The 25,988-nt window shown below is 56.5% G+C and carries 25 protein-coding genes; 11 read left to right on the forward strand and 14 right to left on the reverse strand.

Features of this window, described 5'->3' with window-relative positions; genetic code table 11:
- The 7 genes from A6013_RS15660 to A6013_RS15690 form a co-directional block, all read right to left on the reverse strand.
- Complete coding sequence (locus tag A6013_RS15660) at nt 1-1,338, reverse strand: MFS transporter (RefSeq protein ID WP_080351169.1); 1,338 nt, start codon at nt 1,336-1,338, stop codon at nt 1-3.
- 78 nt (nt 1,339-1,416) lie between these two features.
- Nucleotides 1,417-2,565 (reverse strand): galactonate dehydratase, encoded by a 1,149-nt coding sequence (gene dgoD, locus A6013_RS15665; RefSeq protein WP_028014940.1) that lies wholly within the window; start codon nt 2,563-2,565, stop codon nt 1,417-1,419.
- A complete protein-coding gene (locus A6013_RS15670) occupies nt 2,562-3,179 on the reverse strand; it encodes a 2-dehydro-3-deoxy-6-phosphogalactonate aldolase (RefSeq protein ID WP_041911729.1) in 618 nt (205 codons plus the stop codon). Before A6013_RS15670 ends, dgoD begins: the two co-directional genes overlap by 4 nt.
- Nucleotides 3,163-4,041 carry a 2-dehydro-3-deoxygalactonokinase gene (locus A6013_RS15675; RefSeq protein WP_069733398.1) on the reverse strand — a complete coding sequence of 293 codons (879 nt, stop codon included), beginning with the start codon at nt 4,039-4,041 and terminating at the stop codon, nt 3,163-3,165. Before A6013_RS15675 ends, A6013_RS15670 begins: the two co-directional genes overlap by 17 nt.
- A complete protein-coding gene (gene dgoR, locus A6013_RS15680; RefSeq protein WP_003861109.1) occupies nt 4,038-4,727 on the reverse strand; it encodes a D-galactonate utilization transcriptional regulator DgoR in 690 nt (229 codons plus the stop codon). The genes A6013_RS15675 and dgoR overlap by 4 nt, the downstream gene beginning before the upstream one ends.
- A 226-nt stretch (nt 4,728-4,953) precedes the next feature.
- Complete coding sequence (yidA, locus tag A6013_RS15685; RefSeq protein WP_069733399.1) at nt 4,954-5,766, reverse strand: sugar-phosphatase; 813 nt, start codon at nt 5,764-5,766, stop codon at nt 4,954-4,956.
- A gap of 115 nt (nt 5,767-5,881) precedes the next feature.
- Nucleotides 5,882-6,907: an NAD(P)-dependent alcohol dehydrogenase gene (locus A6013_RS15690; protein ID WP_028014936.1), complete on the reverse strand. Its 1,026-nt coding sequence runs from the start codon at nt 6,905-6,907 to the stop codon at nt 5,882-5,884.
- Between the two features lie 109 nt (nt 6,908-7,016).
- On the opposite strand from A6013_RS15690, the gene A6013_RS15695 reads away from it, so the two are divergent.
- Entirely contained in the window at nt 7,017-7,952 is a 936-nt protein-coding gene (locus A6013_RS15695) for a LysR family transcriptional regulator (protein WP_069733400.1), read from the forward strand.
- Between the two features lie 34 nt (nt 7,953-7,986).
- Here the strand turns inward: A6013_RS15695 and gyrB are convergent, their stop codons facing one another.
- From gyrB to dnaA, 4 genes are read right to left on the reverse strand one after another with little or no spacing between them, the layout of a single operon-like run.
- The gene (gene gyrB / locus A6013_RS15700; RefSeq protein WP_028014934.1) at nt 7,987-10,398 is read right to left on the reverse strand and encodes a DNA topoisomerase (ATP-hydrolyzing) subunit B; all 2,412 of its coding nucleotides are present in this window, start codon (nt 10,396-10,398) and stop codon (nt 7,987-7,989) included.
- A 28-nt stretch (nt 10,399-10,426) separates the two neighbouring features.
- On the reverse strand, nt 10,427-11,500 hold the full coding sequence (gene recF, locus A6013_RS15705) for a DNA replication/repair protein RecF (protein WP_069733401.1): 1,074 nt from the start codon (nt 11,498-11,500) through the stop codon (nt 10,427-10,429).
- Nucleotides 11,500-12,600 carry a DNA polymerase III subunit beta gene (gene dnaN / locus A6013_RS15710; RefSeq protein ID WP_008500170.1) on the reverse strand — a complete coding sequence of 367 codons (1,101 nt, stop codon included), beginning with the start codon at nt 12,598-12,600 and terminating at the stop codon, nt 11,500-11,502. Before dnaN ends, recF begins: the two co-directional genes overlap by 1 nt.
- A gap of 4 nt (nt 12,601-12,604) precedes the next feature.
- A complete protein-coding gene (gene dnaA / locus A6013_RS15715) occupies nt 12,605-13,999 on the reverse strand; it encodes a chromosomal replication initiator protein DnaA (protein WP_032644944.1) in 1,395 nt (464 codons plus the stop codon).
- A 599-nt stretch (nt 14,000-14,598) separates the two neighbouring features.
- On the opposite strand from dnaA, the gene rpmH reads away from it, so the two are divergent.
- The 9 genes from rpmH to A6013_RS15755 all read left to right on the forward strand — a co-directional run bounded on the left by rpmH (nt 14,599) and on the right by A6013_RS15755 (nt 22,118).
- Nucleotides 14,599-14,739, forward strand: a complete 141-nt coding sequence (gene rpmH / locus A6013_RS15720; RefSeq protein WP_000831330.1) for a 50S ribosomal protein L34 — start codon at nt 14,599-14,601, stop codon at nt 14,737-14,739.
- A 16-nt stretch (nt 14,740-14,755) separates the two neighbouring features.
- The gene (gene rnpA, locus A6013_RS15725) at nt 14,756-15,115 is read left to right on the forward strand and encodes a ribonuclease P protein component (RefSeq protein ID WP_014072458.1); all 360 of its coding nucleotides are present in this window, start codon (nt 14,756-14,758) and stop codon (nt 15,113-15,115) included.
- Nucleotides 15,079-15,336, forward strand: coding sequence for a membrane protein insertion efficiency factor YidD (gene yidD / locus A6013_RS25330; protein WP_001307474.1), 258 nt, complete (start codon nt 15,079-15,081; stop codon nt 15,334-15,336). Before rnpA ends, yidD begins: the two co-directional genes overlap by 37 nt.
- A 2-nt stretch (nt 15,337-15,338) precedes the next feature.
- Nucleotides 15,339-16,982, forward strand: coding sequence for a membrane protein insertase YidC (gene yidC / locus A6013_RS15730; RefSeq protein WP_028014931.1), 1,644 nt, complete (start codon nt 15,339-15,341; stop codon nt 16,980-16,982).
- A gap of 72 nt (nt 16,983-17,054) precedes the next feature.
- Entirely contained in the window at nt 17,055-18,419 is a 1,365-nt protein-coding gene (gene mnmE / locus A6013_RS15735; protein WP_028014930.1) for a tRNA uridine-5-carboxymethylaminomethyl(34) synthesis GTPase MnmE, read from the forward strand.
- Between the two features lie 111 nt (nt 18,420-18,530).
- Nucleotides 18,531-19,706, forward strand: a complete 1,176-nt coding sequence (locus tag A6013_RS15740) for an MFS transporter (protein WP_069733402.1) — start codon at nt 18,531-18,533, stop codon at nt 19,704-19,706.
- On the forward strand, nt 19,675-20,646 hold the full coding sequence (yidZ, locus tag A6013_RS15745) for an HTH-type transcriptional regulator YidZ (protein WP_069733403.1): 972 nt from the start codon (nt 19,675-19,677) through the stop codon (nt 20,644-20,646). The genes A6013_RS15740 and yidZ overlap by 32 nt, the downstream gene beginning before the upstream one ends.
- Before the next feature lie 122 nt (nt 20,647-20,768).
- Nucleotides 20,769-21,515: a 4'-phosphopantetheinyl transferase superfamily protein gene (locus A6013_RS15750; protein ID WP_047366738.1), complete on the forward strand. Its 747-nt coding sequence runs from the start codon at nt 20,769-20,771 to the stop codon at nt 21,513-21,515.
- Nucleotides 21,516-21,551: 36 nt separating this feature from the next.
- Nucleotides 21,552-22,118 (forward strand): NADPH-dependent FMN reductase, encoded by a 567-nt coding sequence (locus A6013_RS15755; protein WP_069733404.1) that lies wholly within the window; start codon nt 21,552-21,554, stop codon nt 22,116-22,118.
- Nucleotides 22,119-22,209: 91 nt separating this feature from the next.
- On the opposite strand, the gene adeP is transcribed toward A6013_RS15755, so the two are convergent.
- Nucleotides 22,210-23,547: an adenine permease AdeP gene (gene adeP / locus A6013_RS15760; protein WP_028014926.1), complete on the reverse strand. Its 1,338-nt coding sequence runs from the start codon at nt 23,545-23,547 to the stop codon at nt 22,210-22,212.
- A gap of 165 nt (nt 23,548-23,712) precedes the next feature.
- Between adeP and yieH the strand changes: the two genes are divergently transcribed.
- On the forward strand, nt 23,713-24,378 hold the full coding sequence (gene yieH, locus A6013_RS15765; protein ID WP_047366739.1) for a 6-phosphogluconate phosphatase: 666 nt from the start codon (nt 23,713-23,715) through the stop codon (nt 24,376-24,378).
- A gap of 44 nt (nt 24,379-24,422) precedes the next feature.
- Here the strand turns inward: yieH and phoU are convergent, their stop codons facing one another.
- Nucleotides 24,423-25,148, reverse strand: a complete 726-nt coding sequence (gene phoU / locus A6013_RS15770; protein WP_003861153.1) for a phosphate signaling complex protein PhoU — start codon at nt 25,146-25,148, stop codon at nt 24,423-24,425.
- 26 nt (nt 25,149-25,174) lie between these two features.
- The gene (pstB, locus tag A6013_RS15775) at nt 25,175-25,948 is read right to left on the reverse strand and encodes a phosphate ABC transporter ATP-binding protein PstB (protein WP_069733405.1); all 774 of its coding nucleotides are present in this window, start codon (nt 25,946-25,948) and stop codon (nt 25,175-25,177) included.
- Nucleotides 25,949-25,988: the final 40 nt, after the last annotated feature.

The raw sequence follows: 25,988 nt of genomic DNA on the forward strand, positions 1-25,988 counted from the left end.
TTAGCCTACTCGTTTCACATCGCCCACCAGCAGGATGTAGGAGAGTGCCCCGATCAGCGCCACGGCAGAGATGTAGACCAGCGCCGGGCCGAAGCCGTAGTCCTGCGCCAGGTAGCCGATGACCAGCGGTACGGTGATCCCGCCCAGTCCGCCGACAAAGTTGAACACACCGCCGGTCAGGCCAATCAGCCGCATCGGCGCAAGGGACGACACCAGCGACCAGGTGATAGAGGCGAAACCGTTACCAAAGAACGCCACCGCCATCAGGGCCATAATCCACACCGGATCGTTGGTGTAGTTGGCACCCATGATGCAGGTTGAGATCAGCAAGCCGCAGATAATCGGCGTTTTACGCGCCACGCCCAGCGAGTACCCTTTTTTCACCAGCTTATCGGCCAGCCAGCCGGAGAGCAGCACGCCGAAAAATGCGGCGAGGAACGGCACAGTGGTCATAAAGCCCGCCTTTAGCGCCGCGATCCCCTTTTCCTGGGTCAGGTAGTTCGGGAACCAGGTGAGGAAGAACCACAGCGTAGAAGTAACCGCGAACTGACCCAGATAAACGCCCACCAGCTTACGGTGGAAGACCAGCTTCCAGTCCGCTTTGGTCAGCGGCTGGCGCACCTCTTTTTTCACCGGCGCATCACCATCCACCAGACCGCCACCGTCGCGGATGTAGTCCAGCTCGGCCCTGGTGATACTTTTGGTCAGACGCGGCGGCTGGTAGACCTTGAACCAGATTAGCGACCAGATAATGCCAATCCCGCCGGTGACGATGAACACCCAGTGCCAGCTCAGCAGCTCCTGGATCCAGATCAGCAGCGGCGTCAGGAACGCCAGGCCGACAAACTGGCCAGAGGTGTAAAAACCAACGGCGGACGCGCGCTCGTGTTCCGGGAACCAGCTGGTCACCATACGGTTGTTGGTCGGAAACGCGGGCGCTTCGAAAACCCCGGTGATGGCACGCAGGCCAATCAGCGAAATCAGCCCGGTGGCGAAGCCCTGGAATAGGGTCGCCACGGACCAGCCTAATATGGCGATAAAGTAGGTCAGACGTGAACCCACGCGGTCAAGAAACCAGCCGCCGGGGATCTGGCATAAGGTATACAACCAGGCAAACGCCGAGAAGACGTAGCCCATTTCCGCTTTGGTGATGCCAAACTCTTCCTGAATATGGGCCGATGCCACGGCAAGGTTGGCGCGGTCGACATAGCAAATGACCACGGTAATAAAGATCATCATCAGCGTCAGGTAGCGGCGACGCCCGATTTTTGTAGCGGTAACTGGAATATCCATCGCAATCTGTCTCCAGATTTTGGGCATAGCGAAGCCGCTCACCATGCCCTGTAATTTACAGAGGGTTATATTTTTGTATGTATGATTTTTGCCCGGAGGCTTACCGGGTCTACGGGATGGCGATTACCATTCCGCTACGCTGCCGTCCTCATGACGCCACAGCGGGTTTCGCCAGTCCGGCGCATTCTTACTCAGCTCAATGACTTTAGCTTCGTCAATTTCCACGCCAAGGCCCGGCTTCGTAAGCGGTTTAAAGAAACCGCCTTCCATGCAGAAGTCTTCTTTATTTTTCACAAAATCGAGCAGTTCCGCGCCCTTGTTATAGTGAATCCCCATGCTCTGTTCCTGGAACACCGCATTGCGGGAGACGAAGTCGACGTGCAGGCAGGCCGCCAGCGCGATTGGGCCGAGCGGGCAGTGCGGTGCCAGCGCCACATCGTAAGCTTCTGCCATCCCGGCAATTTTGTAGCATTCGGTGATGCCGCCCGCATGAGAAAGGTCCGGCTGTAGGATCGCTATGCCGCCCGCTTCAAGTACGCGTTTAAACTCGAAGCGCGAGAACATACGTTCACCCGCCGCGATAGGAATGTGGGTCTGTTCAGCCAGCTTCGGATAGTACTCCGCCTGCTCGGCCAGCACCGGCTCTTCGATAAACAGCGGGCGATACGGCTCCAGCTCTTTAATCAGCACTTTGGCCATCGGCGCGCTGACGCGGCCGTGGAAATCCAGGCCAAACTCAATCTCGTTGCCGAAGGCTTCACGAATTTGCGCCACGGTATTAACCGCCCGGTCTACCGCACGCGAATTGTCGATAACGCCCATCTCTTCGCAGCCGTTGAGCTTGAAGGTGTCAAAGCCGATATTGCGCAACTGCGTGATGCCGTCGATCACTTCCGCAGGGCGGTCGCCGCCTACCCAGCTGTAGGCTTTGATTTTGTCGCGCACCAGGCCGCCCATAAGCTGCCAGACCGGTGCGTTAAGCACTTTACCTTTGATATCCCACAGCGCCTGGTCGATACCGGCGATGGCGCTCATCAGGATCGGACCACCGCGGTAGAAGCCCGCGCGGTACATCACCTGCCACAGGTCGTTAATGCGCGCCGGATCCTGACCAATCAGGTATTCGCCCAGCTCGTGTACTGCCGCTTCAACGGTGCGCGCGCGCCCTTCAATCACCGGTTCGCCCCAGCCTACAACCCCTTCATCGGTTTCGATTTTCAGGAACATCCAGCGCGGGGGTAAACGGTACGTGGTGAGTTTGGTTATTTTCATTTCACTGCCTCTCGATACGCTTTCACAAATGCTGCCGCCTGCTGTGCGGTACGTTCCACGGACTGTCCGGCACGATAAAGATCGCTACCCAACCCTGCGCCCACACAGCCAGCGCTCATCCACTGGCCCAGGTTTTCTGGCGTTACGCCGCCCACGGCAAAGACCGGTACGCTGGCGGGCAATACCGCTTTCAACGCCTTGATGTAGTCCGGTCCAAAAGCCGATGACGGGAAAATTTTGAGCGACTGCGCTCCCGCATCAAGGGCAGTAAAGGCTTCCGTGGCGGTGGCGCAGCCCGGGCAGACTGTCATGCCGTAACCCACCGCGCGGCGGATCACCTCAGGCTGAATATTGGGCGTGACGATAAGCCTGCAGCCCATCTTTGCCAGCCGATCGACCTGCTCAGGCTGTAACACGGTGCCTGCGCCAATCAGCGCCTTATCGCCGAAAACCTCCACCACGGCCGGAATGCTTTTTTCCCAGTCGGGCGAGTTGAGCGGGATTTCTACCGCGTCGAATCCGGCGTCGATAACCGCGCCGACGTGGTCTAACGCCTCATCGGGCGTGATACCGCGTAAAATCGCGATAAGGGGAAGATCAGTTTGCCACTGCATGAGCGATGCTCCTTATTCCTGCCTGAAATGCCGTGTCGCCGGATACCGTCGAAACATCACGCCCAACGGCGCGAAATGCCTGTTCGTAGCGCGACGTTAGCGATGCGCCTGCGACAATCGTAATGGCCTGTTCGTGCGCGATGAACTCACGCATGCTGGCGACCTCTGCGCCAATCAGCAGGCCGGAGAGAAACTCGCTGACCTGCTCGCGCGGGAGAAGTCCCAGCACGTGCGAGGCGCGAACCTCAAAAAGCTGCGGCAACACATCAGGGGAGGCGATCCCACGTTCAAGCCCGGCGGCAAACGCCTCTGACGAGGATTCCTGCTCAGGTAAACCGGCCCCGACCAGCGAATGGTTGAGCAGCAAATGGTGCAGCTCGCCGGTCATTACGGTGCGAAAATCGTGGATTTGCTCAGCGTCAGCCTGGACCCACTTACAGTGCGTGCCGGGCATGACGTAGACAGAAGAAGGAGAGAGAGCGCGCGCGCCAAGCAGCTGCGTCTCTTCGCCGCGCATCACGTTGTGGTTATCGTCGCGAGAGACGCTCAAACCGGGAATAATCCAGATATTGTCGCCAACGGACGTTAACTGCTCGCAAATAGCGGAGAAATGGGCGGGAACCGGCAGATAAGGTGCAATTTTCCAGCCTACATTACTGCCCACCATTCCCGCCATTACCACCGGCGTGGCGCTGTCGCGCCAGCTTTGTGTGACCTCTGCTAACACCGCCTCGGGGGATTTACCGTTCAGGCGCGTCACGCCTGCTTCTGATTGCCTGCTCTCCAGGCACTGCTCGCCCTGATAAAGCCAGGCGCGCAGATTGGTCGATCCCCAGTCAATTGCGATGTAGCGAGATGTCATGTGATTTCCTTCAGCCTTCGTGTCGAGCTGGCAATCATGGTAAGCGCCGCCTGCTCTGCCGCATCGCCGTCCTGATGCCGTATCGCATCGAACAGCGCTTTATGTTCCTGGAGCGTTTTTGGCATATTGGCCTCATCACCCATCCAGGTACGTTCAAATACCGCTCGTTGTAGCGAGCTGATCGCCACGCTAAGCTGCTGTAATACCGGGTTATGCACCGACTGCAGCACCGCTTCGTGGTAGCGAATGTCCGCCTCGTTGAACGCCTCCCGGTTCTGGTTATTGGCGATCATGTCGTTTAAAGCCGATTCAATCTGGGCCAAATCACCGGAGGTCGCGCGTTCCGCCGCCCAGCGCGCAATTGCCGGCTCCACCAGGTTTCGAACTTCACTCATCGCGCCGATAAGCCGCGGGTCGTAGTCGTTTTCCAGCACCCACTGCAGCACGTCGGTATCGAGGTAGTTCCACTGGTTGCGCGGAGCAACAAACGCGCCGCGATAGCGCTTCATTTCAATCAGCCGCTTCGCCATCAGCGAGCGGAACACCTCCCGGATGATGTTGCGCGAGGTTTCAAACTCCTCGCACAGTTCAGCCTCTGCGGGGAGCGGCGAACCGGGAACGTATTTACCGCCCACAATCTGGGTGCCCAGCGTAATAACGATGCGATCGGTTTTATTGAGAGTCATGGAGAGTCCTTGTGCTCTGTATGTCCATCACTACTTTACCGCGACCGCTGAATTTCGCCTCACTTTTGCAGTACAAACGTGAGGTCATTCGTCTTTGCCGTGGTGACAATGTAGTACAATCAGTTAATGTTGTACTACAATCAAGATCACAAAAAGAACAATTCGATAAATACAGGGCAAAAAAAAGCCCCGGTTGATAACCAGGGCTGATGATTGAAAATAAGCGTTACTGCAGCACAAACTTCTCGATCGCGTAGGCAACGCCGTCTTCGAGGTTGGATTTGGTGACGAAATCAGCCACCTCTTTCACCGAAGGAATGGCGTTATCCATTGCCACGCCAACGCCCGCGAATTCAATCATCGCGATGTCGTTTTCCTGGTCGCCGAGCGCCATGATTTCTTCCTGCTTAATCCCTAACGCATCAGCAAGTGATTTCACGCCGGTGCCCTTATTGACGCGTTTATCGAGGATTTCGAGGAAGTACGGCGCACTTTTCAGCACGGTGTACTTCTCTTTTACCTCTGCCGGAATGCGCGCGATGGCTTTATCCAGGATCTCCGGCTCGTCAATCATCATCACCTTCAGGAACTGCGTCGCCGGATCCATTTTCTCGGCTTCACAGAACACCAGCGGAATGGTCGCAACGTAGGATTCATGCACCGTGTAGTAGCTGATATCGCGGTTGGCGGTGTAGAGCGTATTGCGATCGAGCGCGTGGAAGTGGGAGCCCACTTCACGGGACAGTTTTTCGAGGAACAGGTAGTCATCATAGCTCAGCGCAGTTTGCGCAACCGTGCTGCCGTCTACGGCATTCTGCACCAGCGCGCCGTTATAGGTGATGCAGTAATCGCCCGGCTGATTCATGTGCAGCTCTTTCAGGTAGCTGTGTACGCCCGCATACGGACGCCCCGTGGTCAGAACCACATTCACGCCCTTCGCTCGTGCGGCGGCGATCGCGTTTTTAACGGCAGGAGAGATAGTGTGGTCTGGCAGCAGCAGCGTGCCGTCCATATCGATTGCAATGAGTTTGATAGCCATGAGTTCCCCGGGATAAATGAGTGCTACCTCATGCTAACGCGATTAAGCACACAAAAATAGAGCTACATTGCGCAACAGAAACACCCCTTTTACGCTTATCCCGGGGAACGACGACTTACTCGCGGGTGAGAACGATTTTACCGAATGCGCCGCGATCCAGATGTTCAAGGGCCTGTTCAAGCTCGTTAAAACGGTAGCGATGCTCAATCACCGGCTTCAGTCCCGTGACGTCAACAGCGCGGACGAAATCCTCCAGCGCCCGGCGGTGTCCCACGCCAATCCCCTGAATGACGGGGGATTTCAGCAGCAGCTCGCCAGCAGGCAGCGAAATATCAGTCCCGGCCAGCACGCCAATGACGGAGATACGCCCATGAACGGCAACGGCGCGCAGGGAATGCTTCAGGTTTTCCCCACCTACGGTTTCGATAATATGGTCGATGCCGCGATCCTGAGTCAGCGCCAATGCCTCTTCAGCCCAGTCACTCTTCAGGCGGTTAACGCCCTGGCTGGCGCCCAGTTTTTTGGCGAGCGCCAGCTTTTCATCGCTCCCGGACGTGACAATAACCTCTGCGCCGTGCGCTTTTGCAATTTGCAGGGCGAAAATCGCCACGCCGCCCGTCCCCTGTACCAGCACCGATTGCCCGGCGCGGAGCTGACCCCGCTCCACCAGCGCGAACCAGGCGGTAAGCCCTGCGCAGGGTAACGTGCTGGCCTCTGCGTCATTCAGAGTTTCCGGAGAGGCTACCAGCGCGTTTTCATTTACAACCACATATTCGGCCAGCATTCCCTGGAAATAGCCGCCGGACGTTTTGTAGGGCAAATCACGCGCGTCTGCCTGCGGCTTGCCGTCGATCCACTCCGGGAAGAAGGTTGAAATGACGCGAGCGCCGGGTTTGAAACGCGTGACCCCTTCCCCTACGCTGTCCACCACGCCCGCCATGTCAGACGCCGGGGTGAACGGGAAGGAAAGCGGAATCGGCATCGTGCCTTCGATGACCATTTTATCGCGATAGTTGAGCGCAACGGCATTTACCCGTACGCGAACCTCACCGGGGCCTGGCTGTGGAACCGATTCATGAATGAGTTTGAGATTCTCGCGCCCGAGGGCGTTCATTGACCAGCGCTGCATTGTCTCTGTCATTTTTTTCTCCTGCCATCAGATAAGCTTCAGTAATGACAGTCTACCGTTGACTCCTCGTCACCAGTGGCGATAAGTTTTCTCTTCATTGACGCCTGAATGGATACAAACCGTGACCGATACGCTGAAAGATATTCCTGTTTTTGTCGCTGCCGTGGAGGCAGGAAGCTTTGCACAGGCCGCAGTTCGCCTGCACCTGTCACGCTCTGCGGTGGGTAAAAGCATTGCTCGAATTGAGGAACGTCTGGGAGTGCGGCTGTTTCAGCGCACCACCCGCAGCCAGCGGCTCACCGATAACGGCGCCCTGTTCTACGAGCGCTGCCTGCGCGCGCTGGAGGAGATCAGGAGCGCGGAATCCCTGCTGGAAACGGGGAAACATCAGATCAACGGTCGGCTTCGTGTTGCCATGCCGGTGCTGTTTGGACGCCAGTGCGTCGCGCCGCTGCTGATTGAACTGGCGCAGGAACACCCTGGGCTTGAGCTTGAAATGTCGTTCAGCGACCGCGTGGTGGATCTGGTCGAGGAAGGCTTCGATATGGCGGTACGTAACGGCACGCTGCAGGACAGCAGCGTGCTGGTGGCCAGAAAGCTGGGAGAACACCGCATGGTCCTGTGCGCCTCGCCCGACTATCTGCAAAAAAGAGGTCATCCAGACGCTGTGGATGATTTATCCCGGCACGCGGCCATTAACTATCTGCGCGCAGGCCGCGTGCTATCCTGGCAGCTTATGGACAGCGACGGAACGCCGCGCACGTTTACGCCGCGGTCATCACTCAATATGGATGATTTGCAGGCCATCTGCGACGCGGCGGTGACCGGGCACGGCATTGCCTGGCTCCCCTGCTGGATGGCCATCAAAGAAATTCATCAGGGAAAGCTTGTCCCGCTCTTTAAGCAGGCGCCGGATGTCCATTTTGACGTCCACGCCGTCTGGCAACAGACGCCGTACCTGCCCCTGAGGGTAAGAATGGCCATAGATGCGCTGGCGAGCCGTTTACCGGCGGCGATGTCGCTGGACATTCCTGCGCCCATAAAAAAGCCGCGCTAAAAGCGCGGCCAGTTTTCATGCGGGATAGCGACTGTTAAATATCGATATTCGCCGCTTTCAGTGCGTTCTCTTCAATGAACGCACGACGTGGTTCTACCGCATCGCCCATCAGGGTGGTGAACAGCTGATCCGCTGCAATCGCGTCTTTAACGGTGACGCGCAGCATGCGGCGGCTTTCCGGATCCATGGTGGTTTCCCACAGCTGATCCGGGTTCATTTCGCCCAGACCTTTATAACGCTGAATAGACAGACCGCGACGGGATTCTTTCACCAGCCAGTCCAGCGCCTGCTCGAAGCTTGCTACCGGCTGACGACGCTCGCCACGTTCGATGAAGGCATCGTCTTCAATCAGGCCGCGCAGCTTCTCGCCGAGGGTGCAGATACGGCGGTATTCCGGGCCGGTCACGAATTCGTGCTCCAGCGGGTAGTCGGTGTCGACGCCGTGAGTACGCACGCGAACAATCGGCTCAAACTGCTGTGCCGCATTCTGTTGAACGTCGAACTTCCACTGGCTGCCGTGCTGCTCTTTCTCGTTCAGCTCGCTCACCAGGGTATTCACCCAGCGGGTCACGGCCTGCTCGTTGCTCAGATCGGCTTCGGTCAGGGTTGGCTGATAGACCAGCTCCTTCAGCAGCGCTTTTGGATAGCGGCGTTCCATACGGCCAATCATTTTCTGCGTGGCGTTGAACTCGGAGACCAGACGCTCCAGCGGCTCGCCTGCCAGTGCCGGCGCGCTGGAGTTCGCATGCAGGGTCGCGCCATCAAGGGCGATCGCGATTTGGTACTGATCCATCGCGTCGTCATCTTTAATGTACTGTTCCTGCTTGCCTTTCTTCACCTTGTACAGCGGCGGCTGCGCAATGTAGACGTGGCCGCGCTCAACGATTTCAGGCATCTGACGATAGAAGAAGGTCAACAGCAGCGTACGGATGTGCGAGCCGTCGACGTCCGCATCGGTCATGATGATGATGCTGTGATAGCGCAGCTTGTCCGGGTTGTACTCGTCGCGGCCAATGCCGCAGCCGAGCGCGGTGATGAGCGTCGCCACTTCCTGAGAAGAGAGCATCTTATCGAAGCGCGCTTTCTCAACGTTGAGGATTTTACCCTTCAGCGGCAGGATCGCCTGGTTCTTACGGTTACGGCCCTGCTTCGCAGAGCCGCCCGCGGAGTCCCCTTCCACGAGGTACAGTTCAGACAGTGCCGGGTCGCGTTCCTGACAGTCAGCCAGCTTGCCCGGCAGGCCTGCCAGGTCCAGCGCGCCTTTACGACGGGTCATTTCACGGGCTTTACGCGCCGCTTCACGGGCACGTGCCGCATCGATAATTTTGCCCACCACGATTTTCGCATCGTTCGGGTTTTCCAGCAGGTATTCGCTCAGCAGTTCGTTCATCTGCTGCTCAACCGCCGATTTCACCTCAGAAGAAACCAGCTTGTCTTTGGTCTGTGAGGAGAACTTCGGATCCGGCACCTTCACGGAGACCACGGCAATCAGGCCTTCACGGGCGTCATCACCGGTGGCGCTGACTTTCGCTTTTTTGCTGTAGCCTTCTTTGTCCATGTAGGCGTTCAAGGTACGGGTCATCGCCGCGCGGAAGCCCGCAAGGTGAGTACCGCCGTCGCGCTGTGGAATGTTGTTGGTAAAGCAGTAGATATTTTCCTGGAAACCGTCGTTCCACTGCAGCGCCACTTCCACGCCGATACCGTCTTTTTCGGTGGAGAAGTAGAAGATATTTGGGTGAATTGGCGTTTTGTTCTTGTTCAGATACTCAACAAACGCCTTGATACCGCCTTCGTAGTGGAAGTGGTCTTCTTTATTGTCGCGTTTGTCGCGCAGGCGAATAGAGACGCCGGAGTTCAGGAACGACAGTTCACGCAGGCGCTTCGCCAGGATGTCGTACTCGAATTCAGTGACGTTGGTGAAGGTTTCAAGGCTCGGCCAGAAACGCACCATGGTACCGGTTTTATCGGTATCACCGGTAACGGCCAGCGGGGCTTCAGGCACGCCGTGCTGATAGATCTGACGGTGAATTTTGCCTTCGCGCTGAATAACCAGCTCCAGCTTTTGCGACAGGGCGTTTACTACGGAAACGCCTACGCCGTGCAGGCCGCCTGAAACCTTATAGGAGTTATCGTCGAACTTACCGCCTGCGTGCAGTACGGTCATGATCACTTCCGCAGCCGATACGCCCTCTTCCGGGTGAATACCGGTTGGGATGCCACGGCCGTCATCGGTAACGGAGACGGAGTTGTCCGCATGGATGGTGACCACGATGTCTTTACAGTGACCCGCGAGCGCTTCGTCGATAGCGTTATCTACCACCTCGAATACCATGTGGTGCAGACCGGTGCCGTCATCCGTGTCGCCGATATACATACCCGGGCGCTTACGCACCGCATCCAGCCCTTTCAGGACTTTGATACTGGAGGAGTCATAAGAATTCGACATCAACGTTTCTCGCTCATTTCAACTTGGGTTAATCCGTTATTTTACCCTTTTCCACGGTAAACATCTTCGAATTTTCGTCCGACATGTCCATAACGTGTTCAGCGCTAATGGCGCTGACGAAAACCTGCGACTGCGTGGCTTTTAAGCGGCTGGCAAGCAGCCCGCGCCGCGCGTCGTCAAGTTCCGAGGCAAAATCATCTATCAGGTACAGGCAGCGTCGTCCGCTCTCGCGGGTGAGGAACTCCCCCTGCGCCAGGCGTAGCGCGCACATCAGGAGCTTGAGCTGCCCGCGCGACAGCGTGTCTTCCACCGGCGCACCGTCGGCACGAATGCGGAAATCCGCCTTGTGCGGGCCGTGCGCGGTGTAGGTCAACATCCGATCGCGCTCGAAGCTTCTCTCTAACACCTCGGCATAATCCGTCTCTTTCTCCCAGCCACGCTGGAAGGAGAAGGAGAGAGAGAACTCGGGTAAAAACTGTTTGCAGGTGTCAGCCATATCTTCGGCGATACCCGCGCTGTATTCGGCACGCCAGCGGCTGATCTGTTCCGCAAGAGGGATGAGTTCCATGTCCCACGGACGCAGCTGGGCGTAGCGCGTGACCTGGCGCAACGCGGCGTTACGCTGTTTAAGCAGACGCTTCAGGTTGCTCCAGGCGTTAAAGAAACCGGCTTCATTGTGAAAGCATCCCCAGTCGAGGAACGCTCTTCTGTATTTGGGGCCGCCGTTGAGTAAAGTAAACCCCTCAGGCGTAATCAGCTGCATTGGCATCAGCAGCGCCAGCTCCGCCACCTTATGGCCGTCGGTGCCGTCGATGCGCACCTTGCTATCGCCCTGCTTGTCTTTGGTCAGGCCGATGGCGGTTTCCCGCTCTGCGCCCTGCAAACGCCCGTGCAGAACAAAGGATTCTTGCTCGTGGCGAATGACGCGACCAATCTGCAAACTGCGAAACGCCCGGCCATGGCCGAGCGTATAGATGGCTTCCAGCACGCTGGTTTTGCCGCTGCCGTTCGCGCCAACCAGAAAGTTAAAGCCGGGGGATAATGCGAGATCCGCGCTTTCGATATTGCGAAAGTCGCGGATCAACAGACGGGTGAGCGACATTACAGTCTCATTGGCATGACAACATAAGCCGCGCTTTGGCTGGCCGCATCTTCAATCTGTACGCTCGAAACGGAGTCGGTCAGCAGAATGCGCACATTCTCGCATTTCAGTGCATTGAGCACATCCAGCACGTAGCTGACGTTGAAGCCGATTTCCATCTCAGCCCCGGCGTAGGTGACGTCCAGAATCTCTTCTGCCTCTTCCTGCTCCGGGTTGTTGGCGGTGATTTTGATCTGGTTTTCACTCACGTACAGGCGCACGCCGCGGAATTTCTCGTTCGAGAGAATGGCCGCGCGGGCAAACGCCTGCTTGAGGCTATCGCAGCCCGCTTCCAGCGTTTTGTCCGGGTTCTTCGGCAATACGCGGCGATAATCCGGGAAACGGCCATCAACCAGCTTCGAAGTGAAGACAAAATCGCCCACGTGGGCACGGATGTTATTGCTGCCAATCTGCACCCGCAGCGGCGTGTCACCGCCGTCGAGCATACGCATCAGTTCAATCACGCCTTTACGCGGCACGATCACCGAATGATTCGGCAGCGAGTCGCCAATCGGCATGGAACAGACCGCCAGACGGTGGCCGTCGGTGGCGACGGTACGCAGCTCTTCACCTTCGGTTTCGAACAGCATGCCGTTTAAGTAGTAACGAACGTCCTGATGCGCCATGGAGAACTGCGTGGCTTCAATCAGACGCTTCATCGTCGCCTGCGGAAGAGTGAATTCAACTTCACTCTGCCAGTCGTCCAGGTTCGGGAAGTCCGCAGCGGGCAGCGTGGAGAGCGAGAAACGGCTGCGGCCAGAGCGCACCAGCATGCGGTCACCCTCCAGCTGCACGGCGATTTCAGCGCCTTCCGGCAACCCGCGGCAAATATCAAAGAATTTACGTGCCGGAACCGTGGTCGCGCCCGCGTCGTGCGGCTGCGTCAACGTAACGCGCGCGATCATTTCCATTTCCAGATCTGTACCGGTCAGCGACAGCGTACCGTCCGCGACCTGAAGCAGCAGGTTTCCGAGAATAGGCAGCGTTGGGCGGCCGCCTAATGGGCCACTCACCTGTTGCAGCGGTTTTAATAAATGTTCACGTTCAACGGTAAATTTCATAGCGTCACGATGATAATGTTCTGATTAGATTGGAAAAATCTTCTTTTATGTCGTGGCTTTCTTCGCGTAACTGCTCAATCTTGCGACAGGCGTGCAGCACGGTCGTATGGTCACGGCCACCAAACGCATCGCCGATTTCCGGCAGACTGTGGTTGGTTAACTCCTTTGCCAGCGCCATCGCCATCTGACGCGGACGCGCCACCGAGCGGGAACGACGTTTAGACAGTAAATCTGCCACTTTGATCTTGTAGTACTCAGCCACCGTCTTTTGAATATTGTCGATGGTGACCAGTTTTTCCTGCAATGCCAACAAATCGCGCAGCGCTTCACGCACAAAATCGATGGTGATCGCACGACCGGTGAAGTTGGCATTGGCGATAACGCGGTTCAGCGCCCCTTCCAGCTCACGCACGTTGGAGCGCAGGCGCTTGGCGATGAAGAACGCCACTTCACCCGGCAGGCGGATGTCGTTCTCATCGGCTTTCTTCATCAGGATCGCGACGCGGGTTTCCAGCTCCGGTGGCTCGATCGCCACGGTGAGGCCCCAGCCGAAGCGGGATTTGAGACGATCTTCAACGCCGTTGATCTCTTTAGGATAACGATCCGAGGTCAAAATGATCTGCTGATTACCTTCCAGCAGGGCGTTGAAGGTGTGGAAAAATTCTTCCTGCGATCGTTCTTTATTGGCAAAGAACTGGATGTCATCGATCAGCAGCGCGTCAACGGAACGGTAGTAGCGTTTAAACTCTTCGATCGCATTGTTTTGCAGGGCTTTTACCATGTCCTGAACGAAGCGCTCGGAGTGCATATACACCACTTTCGCGTTGGGCTTGCGCGCCATAATGCCGTTACCCACCGCATGCAGCAGGTGGGTTTTACCGAGACCCGTGCCGCCATACAGGAACAGCGGGTTGTAAGCACCGCCGGGGTTATCGGCAACCTGACGGGCTGCCGCGCGCGCCAGTTGGTTCGACTTACCTTCAACGAAGTTATCGAACGTGTGTTTCACGTTAACGTTAGAGCGGTAGGTTGGCTCTGCGGGGGCAGGGACGTTATCCCAGCCCTGACGAGCAGGTGCAACGCGAGGCGCCGGAGCCGGAACAGCCTGAGCGGGCGCGGCTACATTTACGGTTTCACGAACGGTTTGGGTGACCGGCTTTGTGCCCACTTCAAAACGCAGCTGTGGGACATCTGACCCGCAAAAATCGTTCAGCAGGCCATTGATGTTATTAAGATACTTGTCTCTTACCCAATCGAGCACAAAACGGTTTGGCGCATACAAAGCCAGCGTGTTATCGCTCAGCTCCGCCTGCAACGGGCGGATCCACATACTGAATTCTGTGGCTGGTAACTCATCCTGCAATCGGGCAAGACACTGCTGCCAAAGCGAAAGTGACACGGCGGACTCCACTCGAACAATAAAAGAAAACTATTGAATATTCATGATTGTTGGCGCACATCGACATGACCCTGCGTAAAGGGGGACGTGCGAATTGCTATCTGCAATTTATCCTGACCAGGATCCTCGGATCCCGATCGGGACCGCGGATCATAGCGTAAACTGAGCCAGAGATCTTCTGTTTCTCACAGATTCTTCCCGATTTATCCACAGGAAGATCCGAAACCGGGTAAGTGTAAACGATCCTGAGGCGAGTGCCCCGCGATTTAGCCCGCATATTGGAAAATTTAATGAGCAGCGACAATTTATTGCTTAAATGATCTAACGAAGATCCGGGACGATCCTTGCGCTTTGTTGGCGAGGCCGTATAATCCTCGACCCGGCGCGTGATGCTCATCTTCCTGCGTCGTCCGTTGCTCATTTTCCACGCGAAATCGTGCGGAAATACGCGGGAAATAAGGAAAGAGAATTGACTCCGGAGTGTACAATTATTACAATCCGGCCTCTTTAATCACCCACGGCTTCGGCGTCCGTCATTCGAAACTCGGTCGGGCATCCGCAAAAGTCATGAATTTTTTCAAGTTTAGGTAGAAATCGCCATGAAACGCACTTTTCAACCGTCTGTACTGAAGCGCAACCGTTCTCACGGCTTCCGTGCTCGTATGGCTACTAAAAATGGTCGTCAGGTTCTGGCACGTCGTCGTGCTAAAGGCCGCGCTCGTCTGACCGTTTCCAAGTAATAAAGCTAACCCCTGAGTGGTTAAGCTAGCATTTCCCAGGGAGTTACGTTTGTTAACTCCCACTCATTTCACTTTCGTCTTCCAGCAGCCACAACGGGCTGGCACGCCGCAAATCACCATCCTCGGCCGCCAAAATTCGCTGGGGCATCCCCGCATCGGTCTCACAGTCGCTAAGAAAAACGTTAAGCGTGCGCATGAACGCAACCGGATTAAACGTCTGACGCGTGAAAGCTTCCGTTTACGTCAGCACGAACTGCCTTCTATGGATTTCGTGGTGGTGGCTAAAAAGGGGGTTGCCGACCTCGATAACCGTGCTCTCTCGGAAGCGTTGGAAAAATTATGGCGCCGCCACTGTCGCCTGGCTCACGGGTCCTGATAGCCCTCATTCGGGTCTATCAACGCCTGATTAGTCCGCTACTCGGGCCGCACTGCCGTTTCACACCAACATGCTCAAGCTACGGAATTGAGGCATTGCGCAGGTTTGGAGTGATAAAAGGCAGTTGGTTGACGGTGAAACGCGTATTAAAATGCCACCCTTTACACCCCGGTGGAGACGACCCCGTCCCCCCAGGACCTTTTGATACCAGAGAACACTAACGATGGATTCGCAACGCAATCTTCTTATCATCGCTTTGTTGTTCGTGTCTTTCATGATCTGGCAGGCATGGGAGCAGGATAAAAATCCTCAACCCCAGCAGCAGACCACGCAGACCACGACCACCGCAGCGGGTAGCGCCGCCGACCAGGGCGTACCGGCCAGTGGCCAGGGGAAACAGATTACGGTTAAGACCGATGTGCTTGAGCTGACTATCAACACCCGTGGTGGTGATGTTGAGCAGGCGCTGCTGTTGACCTACCCGAAAGAGCTGAAGTCTAACGAACCGTTCCAGTTACTGGAAACCACACCGGAGTTCCTGTATCAGGCGCAGAGCGGCCTGACCGGTCGTGATGGCCCGGACAATCCGGCTAACGGTGCGCGTCCACTGTATAACGTCGAGAACGACACCTTTGTACTGGCTGATGGCCAGAACGAACTCGTTATCCCGATGACCTACACCGACGCGGCAGGCAACACCTTCACCAAAACCTTCACCCTGAAACGCGGTGAGTATGCGGTGAACGTGGGCTACAGCGTACAGAACGCCGGTGCGAAACCGCTGGAACTGTCTACCTTCGGTCAGCTGAAGCAGTCCATCAATCTGCCGTCACACCGTGACACCGGAAGCAGCAACTTTGCGCTGCATACCTTCCGTGGCGCGGCGTACTCCACGCCTGATGCGAAGTACGAGAAATACAAATTCGACACCATTGCCGATAACGAAAACCTGAACGTCAGCTCCAAAGGCGGTTGGGTAGCAATGCTGCAGCAGTATTTCGCGACCGCGTGGATCCCGAATAACGACGGTACGAATAACTTCTACACCGCGAACCTGGGCAACGGTATTGCAGCCATCGGCTACAAATCACAGCCTGTTCTGGTTCAGCCGGGTCAAACCGGTAAGCTGGCAAGCACCCTGTGGGTCGGCCCGGAAATTCAGGACAAAATGGCTGCCGTCGCGCCTCACCTGGATCTGACCGTTGATTACGGCTGGTTGTGGTTCATCTCTCAGCCGCTGTTTAAGCTGCTGAAGTTCATCCACAGCTTCCTGGGTAACTGGGGCTTCTCCATCATCGTTATCACCTTCATCGTTCGTGGCATCATGTACCCGCTGACCAAAGCGCAGTACACCTCCATGGCGAAGATGCGCATGCTGCAGCCGAAGATTCAGGCGATGCGTGAGCGTCTGGGCGATGATAAACAGCGTCAGAGCCAGGAGATGATGGCCCTGTATAAGGCAGAGAAAGTGAACCCACTGGGTGGTTGTTTCCCGCTGCTGATTCAGATGCCAATCTTCCTTGCGCTGTACTACATGCTGATGGGTTCCGTTGAGCTGCGCCACGCGCCGTTCGCCCTGTGGATCCATGACCTGTCCGCACAGGACCCGTACTACATCCTGCCGATCCTGATGGGCGTGACGATGTTCTTCATCCAGAAGATGTCGCCAACCACCGTAACCGACCCGATGCAGCAGAAGATCATGACCTTTATGCCGGTCATCTTCACCGTGTTCTTCCTGTGGTTCCCGTCAGGTCTGGTGCTGTACTATATCGTCAGCAACCTGGTGACCATCATCCAGCAGCAGCTGATTTACCGTGGTCTGGAAAAACGTGGCCTGCATAGCCGCGAAAAGAAAAAGTCCTGATTCGGTAAGATAACGCTAAAATAAGGGCGGTCGATTGACCGCCTTTTTTATTTGTATTGAACGAGAGCAACCATGAGCCATAACGACACTATCGTCGCCCAGGCAACCCCACCGGGACGCGGTGGTGTAGGCATTCTGCGTATCTCCGGCCTGAAGGCGCGCGAGGTGGCTGAAGCGGTGCTGGGTAAATTGCCAAAGCCGCGCTACGCTGATTACCTGCCGTTTAAAGATGCCGACGGCACGCCGCTGGACCAGGGCATTGCGCTGTGGTTCCCCGGCCCAAACTCCTTTACCGGTGAAGACGTGCTGGAGCTTCAGGGCCACGGCGGCCCGGTTATCCTCGACCTGCTGTTAAAACGTATTCTGACCCTGCCTGGCCTGCGCATTGCGAAGCCGGGCGAATTCTCCGAGCGTGCCTTCCTGAACGACAAGCTCGACCTGGCACAGGCCGAGGCGATTGCAGACCTGATCGACGCCAGCTCTGAACAGGCGGCCCGTTCCGCCCTGAACTCGCTGCAGGGCGCGTTTTCCGCACGTGTGAATCACCTTGTGGAAGCACTTACTCACCTGCGAATCTATGTCGAAGCGGCTATCGACTTCCCGGACGAGGAAATCGACTTCCTCTCTGACGGTAAAATCGAAGCACAGCTGAACCAGGTGATGAGCGATCTGGATGCCGTCCGCGCCGAAGCGCGTCAGGGCAGCCTGCTGCGTGAAGGGATGAAGGTCGTCATTGCTGGTCGCCCTAACGCCGGGAAATCGAGCCTGCTGAACGCCCTGGCGGGCCGTGAAGCGGCAATCGTAACCGACATAGCCGGGACCACCCGCGACGTGCTGCGCGAGCATATCCACATCGACGGGATGCCGCTGCACATTATCGACACCGCGGGCCTGCGCGATGCCAGCGATGAAGTCGAGCGTATCGGCATCGAACGCGCCTGGCAGGAGATTGAGCAGGCCGACCGCGTGCTGTTTATGGTAGATGGCACCACGACCGACGCCGTTGACCCGGCGGAGATCTGGCCGGACTTTATCGCCCGTCTGCCGGCCAAACTGCCGATCACCGTAGTGCGCAACAAGGCAGACGTGACCGGCGAAACGCTGGGCATCAGCGATGTGAATGGTCACTCACTTATTCGCCTTTCGGCACGTACAGGGGAAGGCGTGGAAGCCCTGCGTAACCATCTCAAGCAGAGCATGGGCTTTGATACCAGCATGGAAGGCGGCTTCCTGGCGCGTCGCCGTCACCTGCAGGCGCTGGAAGAGGCGGCACGCCATCTTGACCAGGGTAAAGCGCAGCTGATTGGTGCGTGGGCGGGTGAACTGCTGGCGGAAGAACTGCGTCTGGCGCAGCAGAATCTGAGCGAGATCACCGGGGAGTTCACGTCGGACGATCTGTTGGGCAGGATTTTCTCGAGCTTCTGTATTGGTAAATAGTTTCCGCTAATTGATGGTGATTTCCTCTCAGGAAATCACCATTGTCCAAATGGCAACTCGCCTTAACCCTTTTCACCCCCTATTCTGCATGCCTGCATTTATGGGGGGTTTATGGCGCGTTTTCTGTTTTGTAGTTTCGCATTAGTTCTGCTTTATCCGTCGGGTATTGATATGTATCTGGTGGGATTACCGCACATCGCCCGCGATCTGGGTGCCAGCGAAGCGCAGCTGCACATCGCGTTTTCGGCCTACCTCGCAGGAATGGCGTCGTCGATGGTCTTTGCCGGGAAGATCGCGGATAAGGCTGGCCGTCAGCCCGTCGCAATAACCGGAGCCATTATCTTTGCCCTGGCCTCTCTTCTCTGCTCACAGGCACAGAACAGCACCTTGTTCCTGGCAGGACGGTTCATCCAGGGCATTGGTGCCGGCGGCTGTTACGTGGTGGCGTTTGCCATTTTGCGCGACACCTTAAGCGCCCAGCGCCGTGCTAAAGTGCTCTCCATGCTGAACGGGATAACCTGCATCATTCCGGTGCTGGCACCGGTTGTAGGCTATCTGATCATGCTGAAATTCCCGTGGCAGAGCCTGTTCTGGACCATGGCTGCAATGGGCGCCCTGGTCTTTATGCTGTCGATCGCCGTACTGAAAGAAACCCACCCGGGCTCGCAGAATCCCAGCCATACCGCGACCATTCATCCGGCAGAGAAACTTCTCAATCGCTTTTTCCTCAGCCGTCTGGCCGTAACCACGTTAAGCGTGGCGGTGATCCTGACGTATGTAAACGTTTCCCCGGTTTTGCTGATGGAGACCATGGGTTTCGATCGCGGTGAGTATTCCACCGTGATGGCATTAACCGCTATGGTCAGTATGGCTGTATCGTTCTCCACCCCGTTTGCGCTGAATATCTTCCGCCAGCGCACGCTGATGCTGACCTCGCAGGCACTGTTTCTCGCCGCAGGTGTGGTTCTGGCAACCACCAGCTCGCATGCGCTGATGCTGGCGGGCATTACCCTCATCTGTGCCGGGTTCTCGGTTGGCTTTGGCGTGGCGATGAGTCAGGCGCTTGGTCCCTTCTCGCTGCGGGCAGGCGTGGCAAGCTCGGTCCTGGGGATCGCGCAGGTCTGCGGTTCGTCTCTGTGGATATGGCTGGCGGCAGTCATCGGACTTAACGCGCTCAATATGCTGATCGGGATTCTGATTGGCTGTAGCATAGTCTGCATCACCTTACTTATGGTCATCCAGCCCGCGGCACAGTATGAAGAAGCCCATCAGCAGTCTCGATCTTAACCTGTTGCTTTGCCTGCAGCTTTTGCTGCAGGAGCGCAGCGTCACCAAAGCCGCAAAGCGGATGAACGTGACGCCGTCGGCGGTGAGTAAATCGCTGGCCAGGCTGCGCGACTGGTTTGACGACCCGCTGTTTGTCAAAACGCCGTTAGGGCTGCTGCCTACGCCGCTGACGGTCAGCCTGGAGCAGGATTTGGCCGACTGGATGCAGATTGGCAACCAGATCCTCGATAAATCTCACCATGATTCGCCTGGCGGGCTGACGTTTGTGCTGGCCGCCGAAACGCCGCTGATGCTCATCCGCTTTAACGCCCTGCTTGAGCAGGTGAACCAGCGTTATCCGCAGGCGACGGTGAAGATGCGTCACTGGGATTACGACTCGCTGGACGCCATTACGCGCGGGGAAGTGGACGTTGGCTTCACCGGTCGCGAAACCCACCCGCGCTCGCGTGAACTGCTGAAGCTGATGCCGTGGTTTATCGACTACGAAATCTTGTTTAGCGACCGTCCATACGTCTATTTGCGTGAGGACCACCCCGCTCTGCAGGAGGAGTGGAATCTGGAGACCTTCCTGCGCTATCCCCATATCAGTATCTTCTGGGAACGGAGCGACACCTGGGCGCTGGATGAGGTGCTAAAAGAGATGGGGCGGGAGAGAAACATTGCCATGTGTTTGCCGGGTTTTGAGCAGTCGATGTTTATGGCGGCGCAGCCCGGCCATAACTATATCGCCACGGCTCCCCACTACTGCCGCCACTACAATGATCTCCACCAGCGGAAGCTGATCGCGCTTCCTATTCCCATTGACGAAGCGCAGGCTGAAAAGCTGACCGTTCCCTTCACGCTGATCTGGCATAAACGGAACAGCCATAATCCGAAAATCCTCTGGCTGCGGGAGACCATCAAGGCGTTGTACGGTGGCAGCGATCCAATTTTTGCCTAAGAAAATGTAAAGTTCGGCCTTCAGGCTTCTCTTACTCCGATTTACTGATTAAAACAGGAGTCAAGTTAAGCGATAATCATGTAACCGTTTAACCGATTACGACCATTATCAAGGAGCGAAAAATGGCAACGCACTTTGCAAGAGGGATACTTACAGAAGGACGTCTCGTATCGGCCAGACTCTCTTCAGCCTGTCACAGTGAGGCGCTCAAACTCCCCGAACACCGCAGGACGCGGTTTTTAGCCTCGAGAGCACTTCTCGCAGAACTGCTGTTTATGCTGTACGGCACCAGCGAACTGCCGGAGATCGTCACGCAACCAGAAGGCCGCCCGGTCTTTGCTGACCCGGAACTCCCCCGTTTTTCCATTGCCTATACGGGCAATATCATTGGCGTGGCGCTGACCACCGAAGGGGATTGCGGGCTGGATATGGAGCTTCAGCGTGCGACGCGGAGCTTCCACGGCGCAAGCCCGCACGATGACTACCCGCTCTCCAGTAATGAGAAGCTGTGGGTACGCAACCAGAACGACTCCGTCGAGGCCAGAGCCCAGCTCATCACCCTGCGCCAGAGTATTCGCAAGCTCTGCGGATGCGCTTCAGACGACGCCAGTCTGTTGCAATTGTTGCCCGGCTCCGGACGCCTGCGTGCCGCTAAAGCTACGCTTGTAGAGGCGCTCAGCGATGCAGAAGATGTGTTGATATGGTCTGTTGCAGTTAGCCCAGCCATCGAACGGCTAAAGATTTGGGAATTTGACAGTAAAGAGGGATGGAGTAGCCTTCCGGATGTGCCCGAGCGCGCCAACGAGCCCGCCGCACGCCTGATGCGTTTAACCAGTTTACCGGCAGAAAAAGCATTTACCCATAGCTGATCCAATCAGGGTCATCATGATGAAACAGGAGTAATCATGTCTGATACGTTGAAAGTAGTTACGTTGCTGGGAAGCCTGCGCAAAGGTTCATTTAACGGAATGGTTGCCCGCACGCTGCCGCAGCTGGCCCCGGCAGGTATGGAAATTAGTGCCCTGCCATCTATTGGCGATATCCCGCTGTATGATGCAGATGTCCAGCAGGAAGAGGGGTTCCCGCAGAGCGTGGAGGCGATAGCCGAGCAAATCCGCCAGGCCGACGGTGTGGTCATTGTCACGCCGGAGTATAACTACTCGGTGCCGGGTGGCCTGAAGAACGCGATTGACTGGTTATCCCGTTTACCGGAGCAGCCGCTGTCTGGCAAACCGGTGCTGATCCAGACCAGCTCAATGGGCGCGATTGGTGGCGCACGCTGCCAGTATCACCTGCGTCAGATCCTGGTGTTCCTGGATGCGATGGTGATGAACAAGCCGGAATTTATGGGCGGTGTGATTCAAAACAAGGTCGACCCGCAGACGGGTGAAGTGGTGGAACAGAGCACGCGTGACCATCTCTCTGGCCAGCTGACCGCGTTTGGGGATTATATTAAGCGGGTTAAAGCCTGATAAAAAAGCCCGGTGGCGCTAGCGCTTACCGGGCCTACACTCGTCTGTAGGTCAGGTAAGCGAAGCGCCACCTGACACCACAAACCGCACCTTAGTGCGCGTCAATAAACACAATCTTCAACACAAACAGCAGCGCAACGATAATCACGCACGGGCTGAGTTCGCGGAAGCGGCCGGTACCGATCTTCATTACGCAGTAAGAGATAAAGCCCAGCGCGATACCTTCGGTGATCGAGAAGCTGAACGGCATCATCACGGCGGTAATAAAGGCCGGCACCGCTTCGGTTAAATCTTCCCACTTCACGCGCGCCAGGCTCGAGGTCATCAGCACGCCCACGTAAATCAGCGCGCCGGCAGCCGCATACGGTGGAACCATACCCGCCAGCGGAGAGAGGAAGATCACCAGCAGGAACAGGATACCCACCACCACCGCCGTCAGGCCGGTACGGCCACCCACGGACACGCCGGAAGAGGATTCAATGTAAGCGGTAACAGATGAGGTGCCGATGAAAGAGCCGGCGACGGACGAGATGCTGTCCACATACAGCGCCTGCTTCATGCGCGGGAATTTGCCTTTCTCGTCAGCCAGACCCGCTTTGTCCGTCACGCCAATCAGCGTACCGGAGGAGTCAAACAGGTTGACCAGCATGAAGGAGAAGATCACGCCCGCCAGGCCCAGGTTCAGGGAACCCGCCAGGTCAACGTGACCAATCACGGTAGAGACGCTCGGCGGCGCAGAGACAATACCGCTGTAATGCACGTCACCCAGCATCCAGCCCAGCAGCGTGGTCACGATGATAGAGACCAGCACCGCAGCGTGGATGTTGCGCGACGCCAGGATCGCGATGATGAAGAAGCCCAGCACGCCCAGCAGCACGCTGTGCGAGGTCAGGTTACCGATGCTCACCAGCGTTTCCGGGTTCGCCACGATCACACCGGCGTTTTTCAGCCCCATCATGCCGATGAACAGACCGATACCGCTGGTGATACCCACGCGCAGGCTCACCGGGATATTGGCAATCATCCAGTAGCGGACGCGGAAGATGGTCAGCAGCAGCAGGCCGACCGCACCCCAGAAGATAGCGCCCATACCAACCTGCCACGGCAGGCCCATCGCCTGAACCACCACGAACGCGAAGAACGCATTCAGGCCCATAGCGGGTGCCAGCGCCACAGGCAGGTTAGCGAAAACGCCCATCAGGATGCTGCCAAGGGCCGCGATCAGACAGGTGGTAACAAAGACGGCGCTGGTGTCCATGCCAGCGACGCCCAGAATTTGCGGGTTCACAAAAACGATATAGACCATCGTCAGGAAGGTGGTGAAACCGGCGATCACTTCGGTGCGTGCCGTTGTGCCGTGCTCGCGCAGTTTGAATACGCGCTCAAGCAGACCCTGACCAGATGTCTGGGTTGTGTGTTGTTGACTCATCATCAATTTCCGAACAAGGAGGGAAAATTCGTCGCTATCCTATACCAAAATGCGACAATAGTGGCGGTTACGGGATACTTTTTTCATTGATTATGCTTATACGGCAACGATTGCGTCTCGTAAATCTGTCGTACGTAAACGTTAAACTTGTTAAAAGGGAAGGGCATGTCCGGAATTGAAGCGGTATTTTTCGACTGTGACGGTACGCTGGTCGACAGTGAGGTCATTTGTTCCCGCGCGTATGTCGCCATGTTCCAGGAATTTGGCATTACGCTCGATCTCGAAGAGGTGTTCAAACGCTTTAAGGGCGTGAAGCTGTACGAGATCATCGACATCATTAACGAAGAGCACGGGGTGGATCTGGCGAAAGCGGAGCTGGAACCAGTGTACCGCGCCGAGGTCGCACGCCTCTTTGACTCAGAACTGGACGTTATTGCCGGGGCTAACGCGCTGCTGGATGCGATGACGGTGCCAATCTGCGTAGTTTCCAACGGTCCGGTCAGCAAAATGCAGCATTCACTGGGCAAGCTTGAAATGCTGCACCACTTTCCGGAAAAACTGTTCAGCGGCTACGATATCCAGCGCTGGAAGCCCGATCCGGCCCTGATGTTCCACGCGGCGAAAGCGATGAACGTCAACGTGGAGAACTGCATTCTGGTGGATGACTCGCCTGCGGGCGCCCAGTCGGGGATTGATGCGGGGATGGAGGTGTTTTACTTCTGTGCCGATCCGCACAACAAGCCGATCGATCATCCAAAAGTGACGACCTTTACCGATCTGGCGCAATTGCCAGAGTTGTGGAAGGCACGCGGGTGGGATATTACGCGTTAAGCTAACGTAGGGCGGGTAAGCGCCAGCGCCACCCGCCACAACCATCACTCTTTCGGATCTTTACCCGCCAGCAGCTTGTCCAGCTCGTCGCCGCCCACGTGACGGAAGTCCTGACCCTTCACGAAGTAGAAAATATATTCGCAAATGTTCTGGCAGCGGTCGCCGATACGCTCGATAGAGCGCGCGCAGAACAGGGCCGTCAGCACGCTTGGGATGGTACGGGAATCTTCCATCATGTAGGTCATCAGCTGACGCACAATGCCTTCATACTCCTGGTCGACTTTCTTGTCTTCACGGTAGATACGCACCGCTTCGTCCAGATCCATACGCGCAAAGGCATCCAGCACGTCGTGCAGCATCTGCACGGTGTGGCGGCCCAGCGACTCCAGGCTCACCAGCAGCGGCTGATGCTGCTGGGAAAACTTCTCCAGCGCGGTGCGGCAGATTTTATCCGCCACGTCACCAATACGTTCCAGCTCGGCGATGGTTTTAATGATCGCCATTACCAGACGCAGGTCGCTCGCGGTCGGCTGACGCTTGGCGATAATACGCACGCAGGCTTCGTCGATCGCCACTTCCATCATGTTGACGTTATGGTCGCCTTCGATGACGCGCTTCGCCAGCTCGCTGTCCTGGTTATGCATTGCCGTAATCGCATCAGAAAGCTGCTGCTCAACCATGCCACCCATGGTCATCACCTGCGTGCGAATACTTTCCAGCTCTGCGTTGAACTGGCCTGAAATGTGTTTATTAAGATTGAGGTTGTCCATGGTTTCTCCACATGCACTAAGGCAAATCAACCGTAGCGGCCAGTAATATAATCTTCGGTTTGTTTCTTCGCGGGCCGGGTGAACAGCGCGTCCGTATCGCTGAACTCAATCAACTCGCCCAGGTACATAAACGCCGTGTGATCTGAGCAACGCGCAGCCTGCTGCATGTTGTGGGTCACGATAACCACGGTGTAATCCTGCTTCAGCTCGGTGATCAACTCTTCAATACGGCCGGTTGAGATCGGATCCAGCGCTGAGCACGGCTCATCCAGCAGCAACACTTCCGGGCGAATGGCGATACCGCGCGCAATGCACAGACGCTGCTGTTGACCACCGGAGAGAGAGTACCCGCTCTGATGAAGTTTATCTTTGGTTTCGTTCCATAATGCGGCCTTGGTCAATGCCCACTGCACGCGCTCGTCCATGTCCGCACGGGAGAGCTTCTCAAACAGGCGAACGCCAAACGCGATATTGTCATAGATGGACATCGGGAACGGCGTCGGTTTCTGGAACACCATGCCCACTTTGGCACGCAGCAGGGCGATATCCTGGGCCTGGGTCAGAATGTTTTCGCCATCCAGGATAATTTCACCTTCAGCGCGCTGCTCCGGATAGAGCGAATACATTTTGTTAAAGGTACGCAGCAGCGTGGACTTGCCACAGCCAGACGGACCGATGAATGCCGTGACCTGGTTCTTAGCGATATCCAGGTTGATGTTCTTCAGGGCATGGAATTTGCCGTAGTAGAAGTTCAAATCACGAACCTGAATCTTACCCGGGGCAGTATTAACCATACTCATTGACTCATTTCCTCATTCGACGCCGCGAGCTGCCGCGCCG

Source organism: Enterobacter sp. IF2SW-B1 (assembly GCF_001743375.1).
Taxonomy (GTDB): domain Bacteria; phylum Pseudomonadota; class Gammaproteobacteria; order Enterobacterales; family Enterobacteriaceae; genus Enterobacter; species Enterobacter bugandensis.